Below are 19,465 nucleotides of genomic sequence, written 5' to 3'. Positions count from 1 at the left end.
AAACGATGAAACTTTTCTGTTCGCCCAACGTCTGAATATATGAAAGACGCGCATTTGTTATCATCATCCCTGACAACAGAGATGTTAATTTGGCCACATTGATGTGGCCTTTTTCTTTTCTACCCTTCCCGGCTCGCCAGATACGCTTCAAAATCCAGCTTATCATTCGCTTCCAGCTGCTGCTGGGCCGCGACCGATTCCTGCGCCTGGCGCGTGAAATCGTCTTCGGTCAGGACTTCGAGCGGCTCTTCGCAGAGCAGATGCGCATACTGTTCTGCCAGCGCCACGCCGGTGCCGGTCACGCCGTTGTCCTTCATCGCCTGAAGGATGCGCGCCGAGTAGGTTAGCTCAGGATCGTCAAACGATGCTACCAGTTGATCGCAGACCTGCTGATATTCCGTGCTGTCCTGATTGTTACTGTCTAAGACTTCAGCAACCCGACGCAGATCGGCAAACAGGGTTTTACCCACTTCGACCAGCGAATGTTCCGCTTCGCCACAGCCCACGGCAATTTTCTGCCCCGGTTTGCGCCCTTCCAGCACCACCCGGTTCCAGTTTTTACGGGTGCACTGCAGCTCATCCGCACTCATTTCTGGCGCATCGGCCAGCGTACACCAGATCAGGAACAGGTCGAGGAAGCGAACCTGATTCTCATCGACCCCGATGGCTGAGAACGGGTTGATATCCAGCGAACGCACTTCGATATACTCGATACCGCCACGCAGCAGCGCATCCGACGGCGCTTCACCCGAGCGCGTCACGCGCTTCGGCCGGATCGGCGCATAGAGTTCGTTTTCAATCTGCAGGACGTTGGTATTCAGCTGCAGCCAGTTGCCGTCTGCATCTTTTGTGCCCATCGCCGCATACTCTTCGGAAGGCGTCCTGATCGCTTTCTTCAGCGCCGTAACATAGCCTTCCAGCGAGTTAAAGGTGATACCGAGCGCGCTTTGCGACTTATTGGTGTAGCCCAGATCGCTCAGACGCAGCGAAGTGGCGTAGGGCAGCCACATCGTGTCTTTGTCATTGGTTTCAAACGGCAGTGCGCTTTCACGGCCCTGCAGGAAGCTGGAGCTGATAGCCGGTGAGGCGCCAAACAGATACGGGATCACCCAGCCGAAGCGATAGTAGTTGCGGATCAGGCGCAGATAGCCCGCTGAGATCGTCTCTTTTCCGCTTTCCTGATCTTTCACGTCAGCCCACTCCTGCCAGAACGAGAGCGGCAGCGAGAAGTTATAGTGAATGCCGGAGATGGTCTGCATCAGCGCGCCGTAGCGGTTTTTCAGCCCTTCGCGGTAGAGCGTTTTCATCTGCCCGATATTGGAGGAGCCATACTGCGCCAGCTCAATATTATCGGCATCGGCAATCACACACGGCATACTGAACGGCCACATGCGCTCCTCGCCCAGTTCACGGGCGACGTGACGATGGATATCACGCAGGAATGCCAGCATATGATCGATGCTGTGGTCGACTGGCGTAATAAATTCCAGCAACGTTTCGGCAAAATCGGTGGTGATCCAGTCATGTTTCAGCGCCGAGCCCAGCGAGTCCGGGTGACCGCTTGTTGCCAGTTCGCCATTTGCCTGCACACGCAGCGTTTCACGCTCGATGCCACGGCCAATACCTTTCAGGGCATTGGGATGCGCCTCCAGCCAGGAGAGCGCTTTAGATACGTCCGGGATCACATTACCCCCCCGCTGTGATAATAATTTATTTTTGTTCAGCATAATGTTAACCGTAGCCTCGAATCTGTGCGAATCAATGCCACCATTCCAGCCCCTGTAATGTGGCAGTCGCGATAACGATATAACGCAATGTCTTGCCGACAGCGAGAAACAGCATTGCGGGCAGCCAGGCGAAACGTAACCACCCTGCGAGCACGCAGAGCAGATCACCTATCACCGGCAGCCAGCTGAATAACAGTGCTGCGGGTCCCAGTCGGTGCAACCACGTCATTGCTGTGTCATGCCATCGCCCCTGACGTTTTAACGGCAGTAAGCGACCAATAATAATGTTGGTTAAGCCGCCCAGGGTGTTTCCCAGTGATGCGGCCAAAAGCAACCCGTAAACTGATGTCTTTTTTGCTATCAGAAATGCGATCAGTAGTGCTTCTGAACTTCCTGGCAGGAGCGTCGCACTTAAAAAGCTACTGCCGAACATTGAGGCCAGGGTGAAAACGTCATTCACAGTAAACGGACATCCACCACGGCCATGCCTGCTGCTTTTGCTGCCTGAATACCAAAATCGGCATCCTCAAACACCACGCAGCGTGCCGGTGCCACGCCCAGTAATTCGGCGCAGCATAAAAACGTTTCTGGCTCGGGTTTGTGCTGTTTTACGTCGTCAGCCCCGACCACGGCCGAAAACAGCGCACGCACGCCCAGCTGCGTCAGTAACGCCTCTGCCATGCTGTGTTCGCTTCCGGTGCCTACCGCCATCGGACGACGCCCCTGATACGCTTTCGCCACCTCCAGCAAGGGCAGCGGTGTCACGTTTTCCAGCAGCATCGCTTTCACGGCCGCTGTTTTTTCTGCGGCGAGAAGATGAGGATCGAGTGACGACTGATTGGATTCAATGATGAACTGCGCAAGTCGCCACGCGGGCGCGCCATTGAATTCGATGATACGTGCTTCATCCAGCGTCAATCCATAACGCGCCAGTACCTGACGCCACGCTTTTCGATGTGTCGGCTCGGTATCCAGAAGGGTGCCGTCCATATCGAAAATCAGGGCGTCATATTGATCGTACATTGTCACTCCGGACGTTCACCAAATGAGACATTACTTTAGCCTAATGTGGACAGGTTGTCGCCAGGGTGGATGAACAGCAAATGCTTTGAAAGCATTAACAATTTTTCTTTTCAGATAAAGGTGATCGCCTACGCCCAGCCATAACAGTACGAATTTCCAGCGTTTTTTTAACAATCTTTTCAGCGCGGGCCAGCAGAAGACGGGCCGGAAGAGCAAAACCAGCTACGTTGTCGCAGCAGGCAGGCGTCATTGTCCGCTTAAGTCCGGGTGATGTATCACTGGCGGTAATCGGGGCTAAAAGCCCTGCCGGCAAAGCCAGTGGGAAGCTGAGGGAGATCTTTTCAGGTTATCCCTGCGGCGTGAGCGGCGCATCAGAGCGCGGCGGGAAAACCGCTGTGTACAGCTCAGGCGTGGAGAACGCCAGAGTAGATGGGGAATGAGTGAAAAGCAGGATGACTCCGCTTACGCTTCGCCCTGCGGGCCGTTGCTGACGCAACGTTATCCTCTTTAGTGCAATCTGAACGCGGATTGCGTTATGACACTGAGGGGCTTTATCTGGGGAGAATATGGTGCGTCCGGGAGGAGTCGAACCTCCGACCGCTCGGTTCGTAGCCGAGTACTCTATCCAGCTGAGCTATGGATGAATTGCGGAGTACAACTTTTCAGGGACTGAAAACCAGTCTCAGGATAATGCGAAGAAGGGTATAACCAGAAAAGTGAATCGGTTCGCGCTTTGGGCCGCTGCTGACGCAACGTTATCCTCTTTAGTGCAATCTGAACGCGGATTGCGTTATGACATACTGAGGGGCTTTATCTGGGGAGAATATGGTGCATCCAGCAGGATGACTCCGCTTACGCTTCGTCCTGCGGGCCGTTGCTGACGCAACGTTATCCTCTTTAGTGCAATCTGAACGCGGATTGCGTTATGACACACTGAGGCACTAATCATAAGGGAAAATATGGTGCATCCAGGAGGATTCGAACCTCCGACCGCTCGGTTCGTAGCCGAGTACTCTATCCAGCTGAGCTATGGATGCATTGAGGGGTATTACTTTTTATGGACTGACAGAAACCAACCTGAGGATGTTACGAAGAATGGTGCATCCAGGAGGATTCGAACCTCCGACCGCTCGGTTCGTAGCCGAGTACTCTATCCAGCTGAGCTATGGATGCATAAATCAAATTCTTGTACAACGCAGGGTGCTGACTACTCACCATGAAGGAATTGCTAATTCACTTTATTTCTTTGTTTTCGATGGTGCATCCAGGAGGATTCGAACCTCCGACCGCTCGGTTCGTAGCCGAGTACTCTATCCAGCTGAGCTATGGATGCATCGAAAATGGCGGTGAGGGAGGGATTCGAACCCTCGATACAGCTTTTGACCGTATACTCCCTTAGCAGGGGAGCGCCTTCAGCCTCTCGGCCACCTCACCTTACGCTTTCTTTCGAACCGTGCTTCTGAACTTGTTTCTGCTCATCGGCACTGCGTGGCGCACATATTACTTTCCCGGACTTTTAAGTCAAACAATTTTTCCAAAACTTTTTTCGATTGCACAAATCACACACAATCGGGACAAAATGACGGCAAAAAGAGTGAATTATCAACACTGAAAGCGAGCGATGCTGACAGAAAGGCGGAACAGAGAGGAGAAAGAAAGGCAGGAATTTTTGCAGAAAGCGGTAGCGCCTCGCACGGGTGCGAGACGCTGAATCCGTTAAACGCTGGTTTGTTGCGTTTTTTCAGCCTGGATGCGCTGATAGATCTCTTCACGATGTACAGAGACCTCTTTCGGCGCGTTAACCCCTATACGAACCTGGTTACCCTTCACACCCAGTACCGTTACAGTTACCTCATCACCGATCATGAGGGTTTCACCAACTCGACGAGTTAGAATAAGCATTCTTTGCTCCTTGAAAGATTAAAAGAGTCGGGCTTGTACAGGCACCCGGCATTATCCATCATTTAACGCTGCACATTGGCTGTGAGAATGACACCAACGCGCATCGATGCGCCAATACATTCTGCTGATAGTTAGTTTAGCCGAAATACACTACATCAACCTGACTTTGTCATTTGCTGCTCTGGCACCGTATTAAAAAGCGCCGGAACCGGGGTTCTGACGCTTCAGACAATGCTTTATTCTATTTCATTACAGGCGGCTGTTAACCCAGCTCTCTACCCCTGCCAGCGCGCCTTTAAGCGCCTCAGCATCGTTACCACCCGCTTGCGCCATATCAGGACGACCACCGCCCTTCCCGCCAACCTGCTGAGCCAGACCGGCAATCAGTTCGCCCGCCTTCACCCGGTCAGTCAGATCTTTGGTCACACCCGCAATCAGCGACACTTTGCCGTCTGCCACGGTTGCCAGCACGATAATCGCCGACCCCAGCTGATTCTTGAGATCGTCAACCATGGTACGCAACATTTTAGGGTCGACATTACTGAGCTCACTGACCAGCAGTTTCGCGCCCTTCACATCGATAGCGTGACTGCTCAGTGAAGCGCTCTCCTGCGCGGCCTGCTGATCGCGCAGCTGCTGCAACTCTTTCTCCAGCGACCGGACATGATCGACCAGGCCACGCACCTTCTCGTTCAGGTTGCTGCTGTTCGCTTTGACCAGCTGCGCCAAATCGTGCAGCTGGCTGCTCTGCGCATTAACCTGTGCCAGCGCAGCCTCACCGGTAATCGCCTCGATACGACGAATACCGGCCGCGGTGCCTGACTCAGCCTGAATGCGGAACAGACCGATATCACCGGTCCGTGCAGCATGGGTTCCCCCACACAGCTCAACAGAGAAATCACCCATGGTCAGTACGCGTACGCGCTGATCATATTTCTCGCCAAACAGCGCCATCGCACCCTTAGACTTCGCCGCGTCGAGATCCATCACTTCCGTTTCTACCGGCAGGTTGCGGCGGATCTGTGCATTGACAATATCTTCGACCTGGCGAATCTCCTGAGGTTTCATCGCTTCGAAATGCGAGAAGTCAAAACGCAGATATTTATCGTTAACCAGCGAGCCTTTCTGAGCCACATGCTCGCCCAGAACCTGACGCAATGCAGCGTGTAGTAAGTGGGTCGCAGAGTGGTTCAGGCGGATACGTGCACGACGTGCTGCATCGACCTGCGCCTCAAGGCGATCGCCGATTCGCAACTGCCCTGCGGCCAGCTTACCGACATGACCGATTGCCTGACCATATTTTTGTGTGTCCTGAACGCTAAATTCAGCATTCTTCCCTTTCAGCAACCCGGTATCGCCGACCTGACCACCCGATTCGCCATAGAAAGGCGTTTCATCCAGCACGACGACGGCGTCCTGACCGGCGGTCACTTCATCCACCGCCTCGCCCGCGACATAGAGCGCTTTCACCGTGGCCGCTAAATCAAGCTGGTCGTAGCCTTTGAACGAAGAAGCCGCATCAATGCGAATCACGTTGCTGTAGTCCGCGCCAAAGCCGCTCGCTTCACGCGCACGCTGGCGCTGCTGCTCCATCGCCTGCTCAAAGCCCGCTTCGTCGATTTTCAGGTTACGTTCGCGGCAGACATCCGCCGTTAAATCAGCCGGGAAACCAAAGGTGTCGTAAAGACGGAAGACGATTTCGCCATCCAGCGTATCGCCCTGCAGTTTCTCCAGTTCGTCATCCAGCAGCGCCAGTCCGCGTTCCAGCGTACGGGCAAACTGATCTTCTTCGCTTTTCAGCACCTGCTCAACCTGAGCCTGCTGACGCTGCAGCTCTTCACCTGCGGCACCCATGACCGCGATCAGCGGCGCAACCAGCTTGTAGAAGAACGCCTCTTTAGCGCCCAGCATGTTGCCATGACGCACGGCGCGGCGAATGATGCGGCGCAGCACATAGCCACGGTTCTCGTTCGACGGGATCACGCCATCTGCAATCAGGAAGGCGCAGGAGCGGATATGGTCAGCAATCACGCGCAGGGATTTATTGCTGAGATCGGTCGCGCCGGTCACCTCTGCAACGGCCTGAATCAGTTTCTGGAACAGGTCGATTTCGTAGTTGGAGTTGACGTGCTGCAGAACGGCGGAGATACGCTCCAGGCCCATTCCGGTATCAACCGACGGTTTTGGCAGCGGCAGCATGGTGCCATCCGCCTGACGGTTGAACTGCATGAAGACGATGTTCCAGATCTCGATGTAGCGATCGCCATCCTCTTCCGGGCTGCCCGGCGGGCCGCCCCAGATGTGGTCGCCATGATCGTAGAAAATCTCGCTGCACGGACCACAAGGGCCGGTGTCACCCATCTGCCAGAAGTTATCTGACGCGTAGGCGCTGCCTTTGTTGTCGCCAATGCGAATGATGCGCTCACGCGGCACACCGATTTCGTTCGCCCAGATATCGAAGGCTTCATCATCGGTTTCATAAACCGTCACCCACAGGCGCTCTTTTGGCAGACTGAACCACTGTTCGCTCGTCAGCAGTTCCCAGGCAAAACCAATCGCCTCTCTCTTGAAGTAATCACCAAAGCTGAAGTTACCCAGCATTTCGAAGAAGGTGTGGTGACGGGCGGTGTAACCGACGTTTTCAAGATCGTTGTGTTTACCCCCTGCGCGAACGCAGCGTTGCGAGGTGGTCGCACGGGTGTAGTCACGTTTGTCCTGACCGAGGAACACATCTTTAAACTGGTTCATCCCGGCGTTAGTAAACAACAACGTTGGATCGTTATTCGGTACGAGGGAGCTGCTGGTTACAACCTCATGTCCCTTGCTATGAAAAAAGTCGAGAAACGCCTGACGGATCTCAGCAGTGCTCTTGCTCATATATGTCCTGGAATCACGCTAACGAACGTTCCCTCTGCTCAGCGCTGCCACTTTTTCGTGGTGCCTGACCAGAGGAACAAAAAGTGGGAATAAGATAAAATTTCTTCAGTGGGAAGTAAAATTACATCGGCTTTTAGTCATCAAAATTTCTGAAAACAGACTGGATATCTTCGCTCTTAAAGCCTTTAGACTGCAGATAACGCAGCACTTTTGCTTTCTCTTTCCATTCGGTGGGCAGCGGATGGCCAAATTTTCTCTCCGCCATCTGTGCCGCTCTCGCCGCCCAGTCAACTTCCGTCTCCTCCATCGCGAGGTCGATAGACTCACGGTCAATGCCTTTCTGAGCCAGCTCAAGACGCACGCGCTGCGATCCCAGACCTTTCCGGCTTCGGCTCTGAATAAAGCGTTCGGTAAAACGCTCGTCGTTCAGCCAGCCACTTTCCTGACACCAGTCCAGCACCTGCTCCAGCAGATCGTCGGGGATGATTTCGGGCTCTTTCTTCTGCGCCCATGCGGCACGCTGAGCAGACTGCCGCAGCTTACGCGCCAGTTCGGCACGGCTGTGATCGCGCTGACCCAGAATACGCATCGCACGATCAAGCAGGCGAGAGTAAGAGACGACGTCAGGTTGAGCCTGAGGCTGTGAAGATTCAGTCATACTGCGCACCTTTTACGAACAGAGAGGGGATTATGGCGACAGAACGGGACAGAGGAAAGGCGGGAAAGGAAGCGGAGGGGGCAAAAACAGCGGGAGAGGCTTTCGCCTCTCCCGCAATCGTGATTAGAAGTCTTCGTTCGCTTCGCTTTCGGCGTTTTCGTTGTCAGCAGATTTATCCGCTGCCAGTTTTTCGTCCGCGCCGTTAAGCAGCATCTCACGCAGCTTCATATCAATCTCGTTTGCCACGGCAGCATTCTCTTTCAGGAAGTTGCCCGCATTCGATTTACCCTGACCAATCTTATCGCCGTTGTAGCTGTACCATGCACCGGCTTTTTCGATCAGCTTGTGCTTGACGCCCAGGTCAACCAGCTCGCCGTAGGTGTTGATCCCTTCGCCATACATGATCTGGAACTCAGCCTGTTTGAATGGCGCAGCGATTTTGTTTTTCACCACTTTCACGCGGGTTTCACTGCCGACCACGTTATCCCCCTCTTTAATCGCACCGATACGGCGGATATCAAGACGGACAGAGGCGTAGAACTTCAGTGCGTTACCACCGGTAGTGGTTTCCGGGTTACCGAACATCACACCAATTTTCATACGGATCTGGTTGATGAAGATCAGCAGGGTGTTGGACTGCTTCAGGTTACCCGCCAGTTTACGCATCGCCTGGCTCATCATACGTGCCGCGAGGCCCATGTGTGAGTCACCGATTTCACCTTCGATTTCCGCTTTCGGCGTCAGCGCAGCAACGGAGTCGACGATGATGACGTCAACGGCACCGGAACGCGCCAGAGCATCACAGATTTCCAGCGCCTGCTCACCGGTGTCGGGCTGGGAGCAGAGCAGGTTTTCGATATCCACGCCCAGCTTCTTGGCATAGACCGGATCCAGCGCATGTTCCGCATCGATAAAGGCACAGGTTTTGCCCTTACGCTGGGCCGCCGCGATGACCTGCAGGGTCAGCGTGGTTTTACCAGAAGACTCAGGTCCGTAGATCTCAACGATACGGCCCATTGGCAGACCGCCTGCGCCTAACGCGATGTCCAGCGACAGCGAACCGGTCGAGATCGTTTCCACATCCATTGAGCGGTCTTCACCCAAGCGCATGATGGAACCTTTACCAAATTGTTTCTCAATCTGGCCCAGCGCGGCAGCTAAAGCCTTCTGTTTGTTTTCATCAATCGCCATTTCAACTCCTAATCAAGCCGGGTAAACACGCACTCAGGGTGCCTGCACTCTTTCTGTTGCCGACAATTATACTGTATAGTCATACAGTATCAAGTTTAATTTGTCAGAAATTCGCCATACAGTGTCTGCAGGGCCCATGCCACCGACTGGCGGCGAACGGCATCACGATCGCCGTTAAAATGCTGCTGAAAAGTCAGGACGTTATCCTGTGGACCGGAAAAGCCAAACCACACCGTGCCTACCGGTTTTTCTGCGCTGCCGCCATCCGGGCCGGCAATGCCGCTGACCGAGATCGCGTAGTCGGCCCCGGCGGCCTTACGCGCCCCCAGCGCCATCTCGCGCACCACCACTTCACTGACCGCGCCAGCCTGTTCCAGCGACGCCGCCTGAACGTTTACCAGCTGCTGTTTCGCCTCATTACTGTAGGTCACAAATCCGCGTTCGAACCAGGCAGAACTGCCGCTGATATCGGTAAACACCTTGGCAATCCACCCGCCCGTGCAGGATTCCGCACAGGTGACGGTGGCATTGCGCTGCTTCAGCTGCTCCCCTATCCGGGCGCTGAGCGCCTGCAATTGCTGATCGTCCATTGCATCTCTCCGTTTAGCTGTGGGTTGAAGGTGGTGCAGAAAGCGCACTTTTTCAAGGTCATCCACCATGATTGCGCTTTTTTTGCGGCGGACTCTCCACCGCGCTTACGGTTTTTTCACTGCAATCATAAAAAGACGCGGAAAGGCGAGCAGAACCTGACCTTCCGCCTGAGCGGGATAGGCGGTGACGAGACGCTGATGATAATCGGCCAGAAAGGCGCGCTGTCCGGCCTCATCCAGGTCCGCCAGAAACGGTCTGAGACCGGTCGCCTGCAGCCAGCTGATAATCGCCTGCGCATCGGCCATGACGTGATAATAGGTGGTGCGCCAGATATCGACCTCACAACCCGCCTGCGTCAGCAGATCGTAATAGTCTCCGGTGGAGAGCAGCTGCGTGCGTTCAGCGGCCTCAGCGTTGATCTGTGAGCGCCAGCGCGCGGATGCCGCAACCTCGCGCATCAGCCGATGCGACGGCTCCTGCAGATTATCCGGCATCTGCACGGCCAGCACGCCGCCGGGCGCCAGCTGAGCGACCAGATGAGGAAACAGCGTGGCGTGATTATCCAGCCATTGCAGCGAAGCGTTGGCGTAAACCACCTGCTGCGGAACATCCGCCTGCCAGCTGCGGATATCTGCCTGAACAAAGCGACACTGCGGCAGGCGCTCTCTGGCCTGCGTCAGCATCGTCGCTGAACTGTCGAGCCCGGTGACCTGCGCCAGCGGCCAGGCGTCAGCCAGCAGTTCAGTGCTGTTACCCGGCCCGCACCCCAGATCGGTAACCTGCTCAACCTGCTCCATCGGGATACGCGCCAGCAGCTCACGGGCCGGACGGGTGCGTTCTGCTTCAAATTTACGATACAGCACAGGATCCCACTCTTTCATCATGACCTCTCGCCAGGTTATCAGAGACCTCTGCTTAGTCAGACGGATGAAAAACGAAAAAGTGCAGACCTTTACCGAATATCGTGACGTAACGGCACGGAACAGCGCGAGGGGTGGTGCGGAACAGCAGGCAAACGGGGCGGAAAACGGCGGGCGCGTCCCTGCGCCCCCGATCTCAGTTCTTTTTCACAAACTCAGACTTCAGCTTCATCGGGCCAAACCCATCGATTTTACAATCGATGTTGTGATCGCCTTCGACCAGACGAATGCTTTTCACTTTGGTGCCAATCTTCAGCGATGAGGAGCTGCCCTTCACCTTGAGATCTTTAATCACCGTCACGCTGTCGCCGTCTGCCAGCAGGTTGCCGTTGGCATCACGCACTTCCGGTGCGGCGTTGCTGCTCTCGCCCTCTCCCTCGGTCCAGATATGGCCGCAGGAGGGGCAGTTAAGGTTATCGCCATCTTGCCAGGTGTAATCGGCGTGACAGGCTGGGCAGGCAGGTAAAGACATAACGACTCCGGAAATATCAGCGGCGCGGTGGCCTGAAAAAGGGCGTCATCATATAACCTTACAGTTAATAAGGACAGCCTTTATAACAGACCGCCCTGCCGTGCCTTGCTTACCGCCTCGCCCAGCTGCCAGACCGCCATCGCATAATGGGTGCTGTGGTTGTAGCGGGTGATCACGTAAAAGTTGGGTAAGCCGTACCAGTACTGATAGCTGGTGCCCAGATCGAGGCGCAGCAGGCTGACCTGATCGTTACCATCCAGCGACCCCTGCGGCGACAGACCGGAGGCCGACAGCATGCTCACGCTGTAACGGGTTTTGAAGCCATCTTCCAGCATCGGCGCCTGGCCGCTGGCCGGAACCGCCACATTTTCGCCGCTGCGCCAGCCATGCTTCTGGAAGTAGTGCGCCACGCTGCCGATGGCGTCCACCGGATCCCACAGGTTGGCATGACCGTCACCGTTGAAATCAACCGCATAGTCATTGTAAGAGGAAGGCATAAACTGACCGTAGCCCATCGCCCCGGCGAACGAGCCTTTCAGCGCCAGCGGATCATCCTGCTCTTTACGCGACATCAGCAGGAAGGTCTCCAGTTCGCTGCTGAAGTAGGCAGCGCGGCGCGGGTAGTTAAACGACAGGGTCGCCAGCGCATCCAGTATGCGGGTTTTGCCCATCACGCGGCCCCAGCGGGTTTCCACGCCGATGATGCCGACAATGATTTCCGGCGGCACGCCGTAGACCTGCTGCGCACGCTGCAGTGCATCCTGATACTGATTCCAGAACGCCACACCGTTCTGCACGTTGTCCGGCGTGATGAACTTGTTGCGATAGCGGATCCAGGCGCCGTTAGGACCCGGCGCAGGCGTGTAGCTCGGCGCCTGACGATCCATCAGCCGCAGCACGTAATCCAGCCGTTTTGCCTGCCCGATGATGTTGTGCAGCTGCTGACGATCAAAGTCATGCTTCTCCACCATCTTATCGATGAACTGTTCGGCTGCCGGATTACCGGCGAAGTCACCAAACATCGCCTGTCCGCTGTGCGCCGGCTGCAGTAAAAAACCGCCCTGCGGGGCAGGCAGCATCTTCTGCTGTGAAGGAACTTCAGGTTTGCTACTGCAGGAAGCCAGAAGCGGAATAAACGCAAGAAGGGCTAACTTGAAACGCATCGGTTATCCATAAACGAGGGGTGAATTCAGATGCGCTAATAGTAGACGTTCAGGGCCATGACATACAGGTCAAAATCTTAAAAAAACGTCAATGAGGCGGCCGGTTGCGGGGGCCGCAGGGCACAGTTTACCCCGCGGCCAGGCTGCGTTTAGCGGCGGTTTCGCACCAGCTGGTAGCGGCGGGTCAGATATTCAACCGGCGCGCTCCAGATGTGCACCAGACGGCAGAACGGAAAGAGCAGGAACAGCGTCATTCCCAGCACCATATGGATACGATAGATCAGTGCCACTCCGTCCAGATGCTGTGAAGCGCCCGCGTGGAACGTCACCACCGCCTGCGCCCAGCCCACCAGCTTCATCATTTCACTGCCGTCCGGATGCTGCGCCGAAAAAGGAATGGTCAGCAGGCCCAGCGTGGCCTGCGCCACCAGTAGCGTGATGATCAGAATATCACCGACGCTGCTGGTGGCGCGCACGCGGGGATTGGTCAGCCGGCGTTTCAGCAGCAGCGCCCCACCCGCCAGCGTCATCGCACCAAACACGCCACCGGCGATCATCGCCAGCTTCTGCTTCACGTCAATCGGCAGAAAGGATTCATACATCCAGTGCGGCGTCAGCATCCCGACAACATGGCCAAAGAAGATACCGATGATGCCGATGTGGAACAGGTTAGAGGCGAGGCGCATCCCTTTCTTATCCAGCATCTGACTGGAACCGGCGCGCCAGCTGTACTGCCCGTAGTCATAGCGCAGCCAGCTCCCCACCAGAAAGATCGTCCCGGCGAGATAGGGGTAAATATCGAAGAAGAAGGTAGTGATAAAATTCATGCTGATTCTCCAGTGGTACGCGCCGTGGCCGCGGCGATATCCAGATACTGCGGCGTAACCGCATCGGCGAAGCGACGCTGATGCATCGCCTGCTGCGCCGGGACACAGCCCTGCTCGCCGAGAAATTTAATCTGCTCCTCTTCCCAGACGGCATCCAGCGCCGCCGGGGTATCGTCGCGCGCCTCCTGCGCCACCTGCGGTTTCAGCGCCGCAGCATCAACCGCGCTGCCGGAGAGCGCCAGCAACACCGTGAAGAGGCCGGCGTAGGGACTCTGCCGCGCCTCCAGGCGGGCGGCCAGCAGCGCCAGGATCGGCACGATGTCATCCAGCCCCTGACGGGCGGCCTCGTCGCTTTTGCAGGCGAGATACTCAAGGTAGAGCGGCAGATAGTCGGGCAGCTCTTTGCTGTCCAGTTCCAGACCGTCGGCGCGATACTGCGCGAGCAGATCGACCATCGCCTGACCGCGATCGCGTGACTCCCCGTGCACATGTTCAAACAGCAGCAGCGAGGTGGCGCGGCCGCGATCGAACAGTTCGCAGTAGTCAGCCTGCACGTCGAGCAGTGGGCGGGCGCAGAGCTGCTGAATAAAGCCCGCCAGCCGTGCGCGCTGCGGCTCATTGAGTTCGCCGGCGCTGTCCAGCGCCGCAGTCAGGTCGCGGGCGTGGGTAAAGAGCGCCTCGTCCGGGTAGTCAAGCAGGCGCGACACAATACGCAGCGTGATCATGAGGCATCCTCCGGGCGCGTCGTTTTCTTACCGATGTCGATGGCATCGATACGGCGGCTGTTGAACAGGTTGAATTTGCTGTCGCTGCCGCGGCAGCCATCGCCAAAGCTGAAGCCGCAGCCCTTGCTTTCCGGGAAGGCTTCACCCGCCAGTTCGCGATGGCTGGAGGGCACCACAAAGCGATCTTCGTAGTTTGCGATCGCCAGATAGCGGTACATCTCCTGCGCCTGCGCTTCGGTCAGGCCGACCTGCTCCAGCGCCCGGATATCCCGCTCGCCGTCTACGCTCTCTGCGCGCTTGTAGTGACGCATCGCCAGCATCCGCTTCAGCGCCATCAGCACCGGCGCGGTGTCGCCAGCGGTCAGCAGATTCGCCAGATACTCAACCGGAATCCGCAGGCTTTCCACATCCGGCAGTACGCCGGTGTGCGCCAGCGCGCCGCCATCCGCCGCCGACTGAATCGGTGACAACGGCGGCACATACCAGACCATCGGCAGCGTGCGGTATTCCGGATGCAGCGGCAGCGCCAGCTTCCACTCCATCGCCATTTTGTAGACCGGGGAGCGCTGTGCCGCGTCGATCACGCTCTGCGCGACGCCATCTTTCAGCGCCTGGGCGATCACCGCCGGATCGTTGGGATCAAGGAAGATATCCAGCTGGCTCTGATAGAGATCCTTCTCGTTTTCCGCGGCGGCCGCCTGTTCGATCCGATCGGCGTCATAGAGCAGCACACCGAGATAGCGGATCCGGCCGACACAGGTTTCCGAGCAGACGGTCGGCTGACCCGCCTCGATACGCGGATAACAGAAAATACATTTCTCCGATTTGCCGCTCTTCCAGTTGAAGTAGATCTTCTTGTAGGGACAGCCGGTCAGGCACATCCGCCAGCCGCGACATTTATCCTGGTCGATCAGTACGATGCCATCTTCGCCGCGCTTGTAGATCGCGCCGCTCGGACAGGTCGCCACGCACGCCGGGTTGAGGCAGTGCTCACACAGGCGCGGCAGGTACATCATGAAGGTGTGCTCGAACTGGCCGTAGATCTCCTTCTGGATGTTGTCGAAGTTCCTGTCCTGCGAGCGCTTAGCAAACTCGCCGCCGAGGATCTCTTCCCAGTTCGGGCCGTTTTCGATCTTTTTCATCCGCTGACCGGTTATCAGCGAGCGCGGGCGGGCGATCGGCTGATGTTTACCGGCGGGCGCCGTGTGCAGATGCTGGTAGTCAAAATCAAAGGGTTCGTAGTAGTCATCCAGCGCAGGCACGTCGGGGTTGGCGAAGATCTTCGACAGCAGGCCGACACGGCTTCCCATGCGCGGCTCCAGTTTGCCGTTGATCCTGCGGATCCAGCCGCCTTTCCACTTCTCCTGATCTTCCCATGCGTGCGGATAGCCGACGCCCGGCTTGCTTTCGACGTTGTTAAACCAGGCATATTCCATGCCTTCACGGCTGGTCCAGACATTTTTACAGGTCACCGAGCAGGTGTGGCAGCCGATACATTTGTCGAGGTTCAGCACCATGCCGACCTGTGAACGAATTTTCATGGTTTTACCTCCTGCTGGCTGCCCTGGCAGGCATCGTTGCCCTCGCCATCTAACCAGTTAACGTTGTTCATTTTGCGGACCACCACAAACTCATCGCGGTTAGAGCCGACGGTGCCGTAGTAGTTAAAGCCCCAGGAGAGCTGCGCGTAGCCGCCGATCATATGCGTCGGTTTCGGGCAGGTGCGCGTCACCGAGTTGTGGATCCCGCCGCGCTGGCTGGTGATCTCCGAGCCGGGGATATTCACGATGCGCTCCTGCGCGTGGTACATCATGGTCATTCCGGCCGGAATACGCTGGCTCACCACCGCTCGTGCGGTCAGCGCCCCGTTGGCGTTGAACGCCTCGATCCAGTCGTTGTCCGCAATGCCCAGCTCGCGGGCGTCATCTTCGCTCATCCAGACGATCGGCCCACCGCGCGACAGCGTCAGCATCAGCAGGTTGTCGCTGTAGGTTGAGTGAATGCCCCACTTCTGGTGTGGCGTCAGGAAGTTCAGCGCTTTTTCCGGGTTACCGTTGGGCTTGCTGTTCAGCAACGGCTTCGCCGCGCGGGTATCGACAGGCGGACGATAGACCATCAGACTCTCGCCAAAGGCGCGCATCCACTCGTGATCCTGATAGAGCTGCTGGCGGCCGCTCAGCGTACGCCACGGGATCAGCTCATGGACGTTGGTGTAGCAGGCGTTATAGGAGACATGCTCATCTTCCAGTCCTGACCAGGTCGGGCTGGAGATGATTTTGCGCGGCTGCGCCTGGATGTCGCGGAAGCGGATCTTCTCATCTTCCTTGTTCAGCGCCAGATGGGTGTGGTCGCGGCCGGTGATCTCGCCCAGCGCCTGCCAGGCTTTCACCGCCACCTGGCCATTGGTTTCCGGGGCCAGCGCCAGGATCACCTCTGCCGCATCGATTGCCGTGTCGATATTGGGCTGCCCTGCCGCCGGGCCCGATGCTTTGACATAGTTGAGCTGTTTGAGGAAATCGACCTCTTTACAGGTATTCCAGCTGATGCCTTTGCCGCCGTTCCCCTGGGTTTCCAGCAAGGGGCCCAGCGAGGTAAAGCGTTCCCAGGTCGCCGGGTAGTCGCGCTCTACCACCATGATGTGCGGCGCGGTTTTGCCCGGAATCAGGTCGCATTCGCCCTTTTTCCACTCTTTCGCGTCAAACGGCTGCGCCAGCTCCGCAGGCGAGTCATGCAGCACCGGCAGCGTGACCACATCGGTTTCCACGCCCAGATGACCCGGACAGAGATCGGAGAAGGCTCTGGCGATACCCTTGTAGATCTCCCAGTCACTTTTCGACTCCCATGCCGGATCGACGGCAGCCGACAGCGGATGAATAAACGGATGCATGTCCGACGTATTCATGTCGTCCTTTTCATACCAGGTTGCAGTCGGCAGCACGACATCGGAGTAGAGGCAGGTGCTCGACATACGGAAATCGAGCGTCACCACCAGGTCGAGTTTGCCTTCGGCCCCCTGATCCTGCCACTCCACCTCTTCCGGCTTCTCGCGGCCCTGCTGGCCTAAGTCTTTACCCTGAATGCCATTTTCGGTGCCCAGCAGATACTTCAGCATGTACTCATGGCCTTTACCTGACGAGCCAAGCAGGTTGGAGCGCCAGACAAACAGGTTACGCGGGAAGTTCTGCGGATCGTCCGGCTGTTCGGCCGCAAAACGCACCGTGCCCTGCTTCAGGCTCTCCACGGTGTACGCCAGCGGCGACTGTCCGGCCGCTTTCGCCCGTGCCGCGATGTGCAGCGGGTTGACGTTAAGCTGCGGCGCAGACGGGAGCCAGCCCATGCGTTCGGAACGAACGTTGAAGTCGATCAGGCTGCCGGTGTAGCGGCTTTTATCCGCCAGCGGTGACAGCAGCTCCTCTGTCGCCAGGGTTTCATAGCGCCACTGGCTGGAGTGGTTATAGAAGAAGGAGGTGCTGTTCATCTGGCGCGGCGGACGCTGCCAGTCGAGGCCAAAGGCCAGCGGGGTCCAGCCGGTCTGCGGACGCAGTTTCTCCTGGCCGACATAGTGCGCCCAGCCACCGCCGCTCTGACCGACACAGCCGCAGAAGATCAGCATGTTCATCAGGCCACGGTAGTTCATGTCCATGTGATACCAGTGGTTCATACCGGCACCGACGATGATCATCGAACGACCGCGGGTCTTTTCGGCGTTTTCGGCAAACTCACGGGCAATGCGGATGATGTTCTGACGGGAGACGCCGGTGATCTGCTCGGCCCAGGCCGGGGTATAGGCCTTGATCTCATCGTAGTGCTGCGCGCAGCTGGCATCCTCCAGGCCGCGATCCAGACCGTAGTTGGCCAGAGTCAGGTCGTAGACGCTGGTAACCAGCGCCTCACTGCCATCCGCCAGCTGCAGCCGTTTTACCGGCAGCTTATGCCGCAGGATCTCATCCAGGGCAACGCTGTTAAAATGCTCGCGGGTGATGCCGCCAAAGTAGGGGAAACCGACCTCAACCACCTCATCGTGGCTGCCCAGCAGGCTGAGCTGCAGCTCAACCTCCTGCTGTGTCAGACCGTCGCGCTGCTCCAGATTCCATTTGCCCTTCTCCCCCCAGCGGAAGCCGATAGAGCCCTGCGGCGCAATCAGTTCACCGGTCGCCTGATTCAGCGCCACGGTTTTCCATTCCGGATTATTTTCCTGACCGAGCCCATCCACCAGATCGCTGGCGCGCAGCTGACGGCCTGCGGCGTAGTAGCCCCCCTCACGCGGCTCCAGCAGGACCAGCATCGGCATGTCGGTATAGCGGCGCACGTAGTCGCGGAAATAGGTGACTTCCCGGTCCAGATGAAACTCTTTCAGCATGACGTGGCCCATCGCCAGCGCCATTGCGCTGTCGGTGCCCTGCTTCGGATTCAGCCACTGGTCGCACAGCTTGGCGACTTCGGCATAGTCCGGCGTAATCGCCACGGTTTTGGTGCCTTTGTAACGCACTTCCGTAAAGAAGTGCGCATCCGGGGTACGGGTCTGCGGCACGTTTGAGCCCCAGGCCATGATGTAAGAGGAGTTATACCAGTCGGCCGACTCCGGCACGTCGGTCTGCTCGCCCCAGGTCATGGGTGACGCGGGCGGCAGATCGCAATACCAGTCGTAAAAGCTCAGGCAGGTGCCGCCAATCAGAGAGAGATAGCGCGCGCCCGCGGCGTAAGAGACCATCGACATCGCCGGGATGGGCGAAAAGCCCATGATACGGTCCGGGCCGAAGGTTTTCGCGGTGCAGATGTTGGCGGCGGCGATCATCTCGTTGACCTCCTGCCAGCTGGAGCGGACAAAGCCTCCGCGTCCCCGCGCCTGTTTGTAGCTGCGGGCTTTCTCCGGGTTGCTGATGATGGACGCCCAGGCGTCAACCGGATCGCGGTGCTGCGCTTTTGCTTCCCGCCACAGCTGGATTAGCTTCTTACGCATCAGCGGATATTTCAGGCGGTTCGCGCTGTAGAGATACCAGGAGTAGCTGGCTCCGCGTGGACAGCCACGGGGTTCATGATTGGGCAGATCGGGCCGGGTGCGCGGATAGTCGGTCTGCTGGGTCTCCCAGGTGACCAGTCCGTTTTTCACATAGATTTTCCAGCTGCATGAGCCGGTGCAGTTCACGCCGTGGGTCGAACGCACGATTTTATCGTGCTGCCAGCGGCTGCGGTAACCCTCTTCCCAGTCGCGGTTACTGTTGAGCGTCTGCCCGTGCTGGCCGGAAAAGGGCTCGGCCAGCTGTTTGAAATAACGAAATCGATCAAGAAACTTGCTCATCCGGAATACTCCTGAAGGCCTGGTATGACATTGCTGACTCTGTATCTGTCGCGACACAGAAAGGAAAATGGTGCCGGTGCGCCACACCGG

15 protein-coding genes and 4 tRNA genes are annotated in these 19,465 nt (G+C 57.2%); all 19 read right to left on the bottom strand.

The window, feature by feature from the left end:
- Positions 1 to 119: 119 nt before the first annotated feature.
- The 19 genes from gshA to J1C59_RS04380 all read right to left on the bottom strand — a co-directional run bounded on the left by gshA (position 120) and on the right by J1C59_RS04380 (position 19,375).
- Positions 120 to 1,727, bottom strand: coding sequence for a glutamate--cysteine ligase (gene gshA, locus J1C59_RS04470; RefSeq protein ID WP_128085952.1), 1,608 nt, complete (start codon positions 1,725 to 1,727; stop codon positions 120 to 122).
- Between the two features lie 31 nt (positions 1,728 to 1,758).
- Entirely contained in the window at positions 1,759 to 2,160 is a 402-nt protein-coding gene (locus tag J1C59_RS04465) for a YqaA family protein (protein WP_199560057.1), read from the bottom strand.
- A 23-nt stretch (positions 2,161 to 2,183) separates the two neighbouring features.
- Complete coding sequence (gene yqaB, locus J1C59_RS04460) at positions 2,184 to 2,750, bottom strand: fructose-1-phosphate/6-phosphogluconate phosphatase (RefSeq protein WP_128085954.1); 567 nt, start codon at positions 2,748 to 2,750, stop codon at positions 2,184 to 2,186.
- Positions 2,751 to 3,710: 960 nt separating this feature from the next.
- Positions 3,711 to 3,787 (bottom strand) — tRNA-Arg (locus J1C59_RS04455).
- A gap of 59 nt (positions 3,788 to 3,846) precedes the next feature.
- Positions 3,847 to 3,923, bottom strand: a tRNA-Arg gene (locus J1C59_RS04450).
- An 83-nt stretch (positions 3,924 to 4,006) separates the two neighbouring features.
- A tRNA-Arg gene (locus tag J1C59_RS04445) sits at positions 4,007 to 4,083 on the bottom strand.
- 8 nt (positions 4,084 to 4,091) lie between these two features.
- Positions 4,092 to 4,184, bottom strand: a tRNA-Ser gene (locus J1C59_RS04440).
- A gap of 282 nt (positions 4,185 to 4,466) precedes the next feature.
- Complete coding sequence (gene csrA, locus J1C59_RS04435; RefSeq protein WP_008927091.1) at positions 4,467 to 4,652, bottom strand: carbon storage regulator CsrA; 186 nt, start codon at positions 4,650 to 4,652, stop codon at positions 4,467 to 4,469.
- Positions 4,653 to 4,901: 249 nt separating this feature from the next.
- Positions 4,902 to 7,529 (bottom strand): alanine--tRNA ligase, encoded by a 2,628-nt coding sequence (alaS, locus tag J1C59_RS04430; protein ID WP_128086500.1) that lies wholly within the window; start codon positions 7,527 to 7,529, stop codon positions 4,902 to 4,904.
- A 133-nt stretch (positions 7,530 to 7,662) separates the two neighbouring features.
- Complete coding sequence (locus tag J1C59_RS04425; protein ID WP_128086499.1) at positions 7,663 to 8,187, bottom strand: regulatory protein RecX; 525 nt, start codon at positions 8,185 to 8,187, stop codon at positions 7,663 to 7,665.
- 123 nt (positions 8,188 to 8,310) lie between these two features.
- A complete protein-coding gene (gene recA, locus J1C59_RS04420) occupies positions 8,311 to 9,378 on the bottom strand; it encodes a recombinase RecA (RefSeq protein ID WP_128086498.1) in 1,068 nt (355 codons plus the stop codon).
- A gap of 95 nt (positions 9,379 to 9,473) precedes the next feature.
- Complete coding sequence (gene pncC, locus J1C59_RS04415) at positions 9,474 to 9,968, bottom strand: nicotinamide-nucleotide amidase (RefSeq protein ID WP_140917281.1); 495 nt, start codon at positions 9,966 to 9,968, stop codon at positions 9,474 to 9,476.
- A gap of 105 nt (positions 9,969 to 10,073) precedes the next feature.
- On the bottom strand, positions 10,074 to 10,850 hold the full coding sequence (gene tam, locus J1C59_RS04410) for a trans-aconitate 2-methyltransferase (protein ID WP_128086501.1): 777 nt from the start codon (positions 10,848 to 10,850) through the stop codon (positions 10,074 to 10,076).
- A 175-nt stretch (positions 10,851 to 11,025) separates the two neighbouring features.
- Positions 11,026 to 11,361 (bottom strand): zinc ribbon domain-containing protein YjdM, encoded by a 336-nt coding sequence (locus J1C59_RS04405; protein ID WP_128086497.1) that lies wholly within the window; start codon positions 11,359 to 11,361, stop codon positions 11,026 to 11,028.
- A gap of 80 nt (positions 11,362 to 11,441) precedes the next feature.
- Positions 11,442 to 12,524 carry a lytic murein transglycosylase B gene (gene mltB, locus J1C59_RS04400; RefSeq protein ID WP_128086496.1) on the bottom strand — a complete coding sequence of 361 codons (1,083 nt, stop codon included), beginning with the start codon at positions 12,522 to 12,524 and terminating at the stop codon, positions 11,442 to 11,444.
- A 149-nt stretch (positions 12,525 to 12,673) separates the two neighbouring features.
- A complete protein-coding gene (narI, locus tag J1C59_RS04395) occupies positions 12,674 to 13,351 on the bottom strand; it encodes a respiratory nitrate reductase subunit gamma (RefSeq protein WP_128086495.1) in 678 nt (225 codons plus the stop codon).
- Positions 13,348 to 14,076, bottom strand: coding sequence for a nitrate reductase molybdenum cofactor assembly chaperone (narJ, locus tag J1C59_RS04390; protein WP_140917282.1), 729 nt, complete (start codon positions 14,074 to 14,076; stop codon positions 13,348 to 13,350). Before narJ ends, narI begins: the two co-directional genes overlap by 4 nt.
- Positions 14,073 to 15,617: a nitrate reductase subunit beta gene (gene narH, locus J1C59_RS04385; protein WP_128086407.1), complete on the bottom strand. Its 1,545-nt coding sequence runs from the start codon at positions 15,615 to 15,617 to the stop codon at positions 14,073 to 14,075. Before narH ends, narJ begins: the two co-directional genes overlap by 4 nt.
- Entirely contained in the window at positions 15,614 to 19,375 is a 3,762-nt protein-coding gene (locus J1C59_RS04380) for a nitrate reductase subunit alpha (RefSeq protein ID WP_128086408.1), read from the bottom strand. The genes narH and J1C59_RS04380 overlap by 4 nt, the downstream gene beginning before the upstream one ends.
- Positions 19,376 to 19,465 lie beyond the last annotated feature (90 nt).

It is taken from the genome of Pantoea deleyi (assembly GCF_022647325.1).
GTDB lineage: Bacteria > Pseudomonadota > Gammaproteobacteria > Enterobacterales > Enterobacteriaceae > Pantoea > Pantoea deleyi.
The sequence above is the reverse complement of the archived record's forward strand: the minus strand, read 5'-3'. Positions and strand labels throughout refer to the sequence as shown.

What these genes read in the sequence shown, in the direction of transcription:
- gshA (WP_128085952.1), bottom strand. Translation starts at nt 1,727, where the DNA reads ATGCTGAACAAAAATAAATTATTATCACAGCGGGGGGGTAATGTGATC.
- J1C59_RS04465 (WP_199560057.1), bottom strand. Translation starts at nt 2,160, where the DNA reads ATGTTCGGCAGTAGCTTTTTAAGTGCGACGCTCCTGCCAGGAAGTTCA.
- yqaB (WP_128085954.1), bottom strand. Translation starts at nt 2,750, where the DNA reads ATGTACGATCAATATGACGCCCTGATTTTCGATATGGACGGCACCCTT.
- csrA (WP_008927091.1), bottom strand. Translation starts at nt 4,652, where the DNA reads ATGCTTATTCTAACTCGTCGAGTTGGTGAAACCCTCATGATCGGTGAT.
- alaS (WP_128086500.1), bottom strand. Translation starts at nt 7,529, where the DNA reads ATGAGCAAGAGCACTGCTGAGATCCGTCAGGCGTTTCTCGACTTTTTT.
- J1C59_RS04425 (WP_128086499.1), bottom strand. Translation starts at nt 8,187, where the DNA reads ATGACTGAATCTTCACAGCCTCAGGCTCAACCTGACGTCGTCTCTTAC.
- recA (WP_128086498.1), bottom strand. Translation starts at nt 9,378, where the DNA reads ATGGCGATTGATGAAAACAAACAGAAGGCTTTAGCTGCCGCGCTGGGC.
- pncC (WP_140917281.1), bottom strand. Translation starts at nt 9,968, where the DNA reads ATGGACGATCAGCAATTGCAGGCGCTCAGCGCCCGGATAGGGGAGCAG.
- tam (WP_128086501.1), bottom strand. Translation starts at nt 10,850, where the DNA reads ATGAAAGAGTGGGATCCTGTGCTGTATCGTAAATTTGAAGCAGAACGC.
- J1C59_RS04405 (WP_128086497.1), bottom strand. Translation starts at nt 11,361, where the DNA reads ATGTCTTTACCTGCCTGCCCAGCCTGTCACGCCGATTACACCTGGCAA.
- mltB (WP_128086496.1), bottom strand. Translation starts at nt 12,524, where the DNA reads ATGCGTTTCAAGTTAGCCCTTCTTGCGTTTATTCCGCTTCTGGCTTCC.
- narI (WP_128086495.1), bottom strand. Translation starts at nt 13,351, where the DNA reads ATGAATTTTATCACTACCTTCTTCTTCGATATTTACCCCTATCTCGCC.
- narJ (WP_140917282.1), bottom strand. Translation starts at nt 14,076, where the DNA reads ATGATCACGCTGCGTATTGTGTCGCGCCTGCTTGACTACCCGGACGAG.
- narH (WP_128086407.1), bottom strand. Translation starts at nt 15,617, where the DNA reads ATGAAAATTCGTTCACAGGTCGGCATGGTGCTGAACCTCGACAAATGT.
- J1C59_RS04380 (WP_128086408.1), bottom strand. Translation starts at nt 19,375, where the DNA reads ATGAGCAAGTTTCTTGATCGATTTCGTTATTTCAAACAGCTGGCCGAG.